Annotated in this window: 4 protein-coding genes and 1 pseudogene; 4 read left to right on the forward strand and 1 reads right to left on the reverse strand. The window is 33.3% G+C overall.

The genetic code is table 11. The features are described 5' to 3' along the window. On the forward strand, positions 1 to 924 hold a 924-nt coding region (locus OZD62_RS02535), incomplete at its 5' end, for a cation:dicarboxylate symporter family transporter (RefSeq protein ID WP_275019362.1). Then, entirely contained in the window at positions 924 to 1,499 is a 576-nt protein-coding gene (gene tsaB / locus OZD62_RS02540) for a tRNA (adenosine(37)-N6)-threonylcarbamoyltransferase complex dimerization subunit type 1 TsaB (protein WP_010962437.1), read from the forward strand. The genes OZD62_RS02535 and tsaB, both read left to right, overlap by 1 nt. Here tsaB and OZD62_RS02545 read toward each other — a convergent pair. Further along, a complete protein-coding gene (locus tag OZD62_RS02545; RefSeq protein ID WP_010962436.1) occupies positions 1,494 to 2,117 on the reverse strand; it encodes a DEAD/DEAH box helicase family protein in 624 nt (207 codons plus the stop codon). The genes tsaB and OZD62_RS02545 overlap by 6 nt on opposite strands. 280 nt (positions 2,118 to 2,397) lie before the next feature. Here OZD62_RS02545 and OZD62_RS02550 point away from each other — a divergent pair, with 280 nt between their 5' ends. Both OZD62_RS02550 and OZD62_RS06240 read left to right on the forward strand, forming a co-directional pair. Then, complete coding sequence (locus tag OZD62_RS02550) at positions 2,398 to 3,108, forward strand: class II aldolase/adducin family protein (protein WP_275019363.1); 711 nt, start codon at positions 2,398 to 2,400, stop codon at positions 3,106 to 3,108. A 105-nt stretch (positions 3,109 to 3,213) separates the two neighbouring features. Next, positions 3,214 to 4,194: pseudogene (locus tag OZD62_RS06240) on the forward strand (IS3 family transposase). Positions 4,195 to 4,290: the final 96 nt, after the last annotated feature.

The following is a 4,290-nucleotide window of genomic DNA, read 5'->3' on the forward strand; positions in this document are numbered from 1 at the left end:
CTTATTATAATGATCTTCTTATCGAATCTGGCTTCAAGTTTAATAGCTTATTCTGTTGGGCATTTTATCATACAAAACACTTATTCAATACAAGATATAACGTATGAAGAAACAATTGTTCCCTTATGGTCGTTTAGACTGCCTGCATTGCTTTCTAATTTTTATGCCCTTGCTTGTGGATTTGTGTCCAGCATAGTAGTGTCCACACTGCTACCCAAAAAAAGCAGAGAGCTTTCGAACAAAATGTTAGATTTAACTCTCTTTATTTTGAAGACGTTTTTGACGCCGATTATTCCAATATTTGTACTTGGGCTTGCTTTAAAAATGCAGCATGATCAAGTTTTATCTATAATATTTAAGGATTACTCAATAATTTTCATTATTATAGCATCTGCAACCTACCTTTATGTTTTCCTCTTATATGGAGCAGCAAATTCATTCAAGATCACAAGCTGGATAGCTAGTATAGGCAATATGATACCGGCATTTATTACTGCAATGAGCACAATGTCTAGTAATGCAACTATGCCGCTTACTCTTGAAGGAAGCAAAAAAAATGTAAAGCAACCTGACATAGCATCGTCTGTTGTGCCAATAACTGCTAGCTTTCATTTAGTAGGTGATTGCTTTTTTATTATAATATTATCAATGATAATTGCCTCCGGTTATTCATTGTGCACAACAGACTATGTAACTTTCCTTCTCTATTTTTTGTTATTTAAGTTTGCTATCGTGGCAGTTCCGGCAGGAGGAATTATGGTAATGCTACCTATTCTTGAGAAATACCTCAAATTTTCTCCAGAAATGCTTTCGTTAATCACAGCACTGTATATAGTGTTTGATCCAATAATCACTTCAGCAAACGTTATGGGTAATGGTGCCTTTGCTATAATGTTTACAAAACTCTATGATAAGCTTAAGTAATGTCTATTTTAGCGATTGATACTGTAGGTATTGGTAGTTCAATAGCAATAGTTGATTATGATGGTAACTGTTTTGTAGAGCACAATTCCGCCAGCAACAATCATGCAGAATCATTTTTTCAAATTCTGAATACTTTGTTTGATAAGCACAACTATAATTATGATAAAATAGATCATTTAGTGGTAGTAGTTGGACCAGGAAGTTTCACTGGAATTAGAGTTGGTATATCAGCTGCACAAGGTATAAATCTTGCTACAAATAAGCCATTATACGGAGTTAGTGCGCTGGAAGTTCAAGCCTACGCAATATCTTTGCTTTGTACGAATAACAAAAAAAATATCAGAGCTATAGTCAAAAATGCTCAAGGGTTTTATACGCAGTTATTTGATTTCAATTTATTGCCACTATCTGCACCTGGATCCCAGTGTCACGCTACAAGCAGTACACATATGGATTGCAATTTAAATGCTAGCCATGCAGGGCTATTAGTCCGTTATAGATTAGAGAACAAGCAAAAATTAAATGAAGTTGAAGCTCTATATTTAAATGAGCCTCAGTATATGAAATCATTATAGACTATTCTTTCGCGTACATGCAATGTTACTAAGCTTGTGCATCTGGTTTACTATCTCTTGAGCTACTTCTTTTATACTCATATCTGAATTTTCTATCTCTATGGCACTTGGTGGTATAAATAAATCGTCAGTCCTAAATTTCTCTACAATGCTATTTAGATTAATCACCTTCCTATTTTTTCTTTGCCTTTTTAATGCAATACGCTTTTGTAATGTCGGTAGATCACACCTAAGTACCACAGGAAGGATTTCTGTGTTCATTTTTTTACTAAGCCTTACTATTGAATCATACATCCTCATGTTCTGGTCATTATTTTCCATCAACTCATCAATAAATATGTAATTTTTTGAGTGAATCGGATAATTTTCTATTACCTGAAGCATAATTTGCATAATGCCATATATTCTATCTTGAACTTCTTTAGGTATTTGATCACGTTCAAAGACACCATCGTATATAGAGCAAGCTTGAACATTGTTATAGAACTTACTATTTACAATTAATGCGTTTATCATATTAGATAATTCTATTGCTGTGGAAAGTTTACCACTTCCCGAAAGACCAGAGGGATATATGAAAAATCCTGCTGGCTGTTTTTTTGTGTTAATATTTACCATATTATTTTCAATCTTGAAACTTACATTTATAATAACATAAAAATGAAGCTTTAAAACATATGAAATATTATATAGAAAATTACTTTTGTAGTTAAGATATTATGTAATTTAAAAACATAAATTCTGTATATAAACTCTATAATAACGATAACTATTTTTAAGCAAGCTACAACACAAAAGTGTTTGGTATTCAGAAAGCAAGACAGAGTGGCATAGACTTATTAGTTTACTACAAGTCTCTTTTCGCGTATAAACCTTCAGAAGATTCTAACAGAGGATTGTGTTGTTAACAAAGAGCAGAGTAAAAAGGGATCTAGTCTATGCCTATCAGATTTTGTCCTACCTTAAGTTCGATGATCATACATATACTCACCTTTCAGTGCGTTCTGAAGATCAAAAGTCGTTTTATATTTATCCGTTTGGTATGCGTTTTGATGAAGTAGATGAACGTTCGTTAATGAAAGTATCATTTGATGGAGATGTAATTGAAGGCAAAGAATATCAATATAATAGAACTGGCTATATAATTCATGGTTTTGTTTATCAAGCAAGGAAAGATATTCAAGCAATTTTTCACTTGCATACACCTTCTATTGTAGCGGTTTCTTCTCTCAAAGATGGGCTGCTTCCTATAAGTCAATGGGCACTGCACTTTTACAATAAAATCTCTTACCATAATTATAATTCCCTAGCACTTAGCGATACAGAAGGAAAGAGGTTAATAGCTGATCTGAAAGAAAATTTTGTCATGTTAATGCGTAATCATGGATCTATAACGTGTGGTCGGACTATACAAGAAGCAATGTTTTACTCGTATCATTTAGAACAAGCATGCAAAACTCAATATTTAACGTTAGCAATGAATAAGGAGTTATCAATTCCAAGTGAAGAAATTTGCTCAAAAGCTGTAAAGGATCTCCTATCTTTTGAAAGCAATCTTGGTGAGAGGGATTGGCACGCATGGGTTAGACTAATTAAAAGTAAGTTGTAAGAGACTTTCGCACTACTATCTGTCATCCAAGTAGTGACCTTACCCAGAAAAAGTAGAGAGAAAGTTAAGACGTTTTTGGAGTAAAATAAAACGTTTTTTCAAAATATGACAAATAGAAGAGAATATACAGCAGAATTCAAATTAGAAGCTGTTAAGCTGGTTAAAGAAACAGGTCAAGCAAGTACAAAAATAGCAAAAGATCTAGGTATAGATGGCAGTATGTTAAGTAAGAAAATATAATGGAAAAATGTCTGGAGCATACGCATTTCCAGGCAAAGGCTCCTTATGACAAAGAAAGATTTGATCTAAAAAAAGAGCTAATAAGAGAAAGAGACATCTTAAAAAAAGCCCTGGGCAAAGAAAAAGAGTAAAGTATTCTTTTATATAGAAATTGCTATAAAACACAGGAACTATGTAGGGTTTTGTACTGGTGGTATGGGTTGCTAAGGAAAAAAGCAGTAAAGAATTAGCAAAAGAAGGGCTTCTAGCAGATATTCAAAAAATACATCAAGCTTCTAAATGCAGATATGGAGCCCCTAAAATTCACGCTGAATTAAAAGCTTTAGGCAAAAATTAAAACAGTACAAAGTGTTATGCAAGAAAATGGCATTAAAGCCAAGTTTAGACGAAGGTTCAAAAATAAAAAACAGCAAATAAGCAACCGAGTTGTGGCTCCGAACACATTGGATCAAAATTTTACTACTGATCAGCCAAATAAAGTTTGGGATTACCTACATAAAAACTAAAGAAGGTTGTTGGCGGCAATAATTGACCTATATTCACGCATGGTGGTTAATGAGTAACATGATAATTAGTTATAGATTCTTTATTGATGGCCGTTGATAAACGCAAACCCGATAAAAATCTGCTGTTACATAGCGATCAAGGGTCACAGTATACCTCTCAAAATTACCAATTTCTATTGAATACAAAAAACATCATTTCCAGCATGAGCCATAAGGGCTGTTGTTACGATAACTCTGTTGCAGAAAAGTTCACTTAAAAGGGAGCTGCTTATTGATACTTCTCGCTCAACAAACCAGAACTGCCATATTTGAATACATAGAAATCTTTTATAACAAATAACGTAGACATTCTACTATTAACTATTGCATTCCTGCACAATTTATTCTCATGATAAAAACGTCTTAACTTTCTCTCTACTTTTTCTGGGTAAGGTCA

This window comes from Wolbachia endosymbiont of Drosophila seguyi, from assembly GCF_028981765.1.
GTDB lineage: Bacteria > Pseudomonadota > Alphaproteobacteria > Rickettsiales > Anaplasmataceae > Wolbachia > Wolbachia pipientis.